Annotated in this window: 1 protein-coding gene; it reads left to right on the forward strand. The window is 55.8% G+C overall.

The genetic code is table 11. The annotated features are described in order from the left end of the window. Positions 1–455 (forward strand): MFS transporter (locus KJQ99_RS09715; RefSeq protein WP_214150713.1); only part of this gene is annotated, 455 nt, incomplete at both ends.

Below are 455 nucleotides of genomic sequence, written 5' to 3' on the forward strand. Positions count from 1 at the left end.
CTTCCGGACCGGCGCCATCCTCGTCATGCTTGATTTCGGCATCATTTTGTCCGCGATGTATCTCATGCCCCAGTTCATTCAAAATGCCATGCTGCTGCCGGTTGCGATGACCGGTCTCATCATGCTGCCGGGCGCCATCGTCAATGCCTTGGTCTCTGCATTTGCCGGGAGAATGTATGACCGCATGGGGGCCAAGCTGCTTGCTCGCTTGGGCTTCGTCATTGCCATGATCGGTGTCTTGATGTTTTGTTTTGCAGACGCAAAGTCGTCTCTTGCCTATGTCATCGCTGCTCACGTCGTTTTGATGATCGGCTGTCCGCTTGCGATGTCGCCATCCCAGACGCATGCTTTGAATGCGCGGGCCGGTCCGGAATCTGCCGACGGTTCAACGATCATGAACACGCTGCAGCAGATCGTCGGCGCAATTGCAACGGCTCTTGCGACGAGCTTTCTTG

This window comes from Campylobacter sp. 2018MI13 (assembly GCF_018501135.1).
Lineage (GTDB): Bacteria > Campylobacterota > Campylobacteria > Campylobacterales > Campylobacteraceae > Campylobacter_E.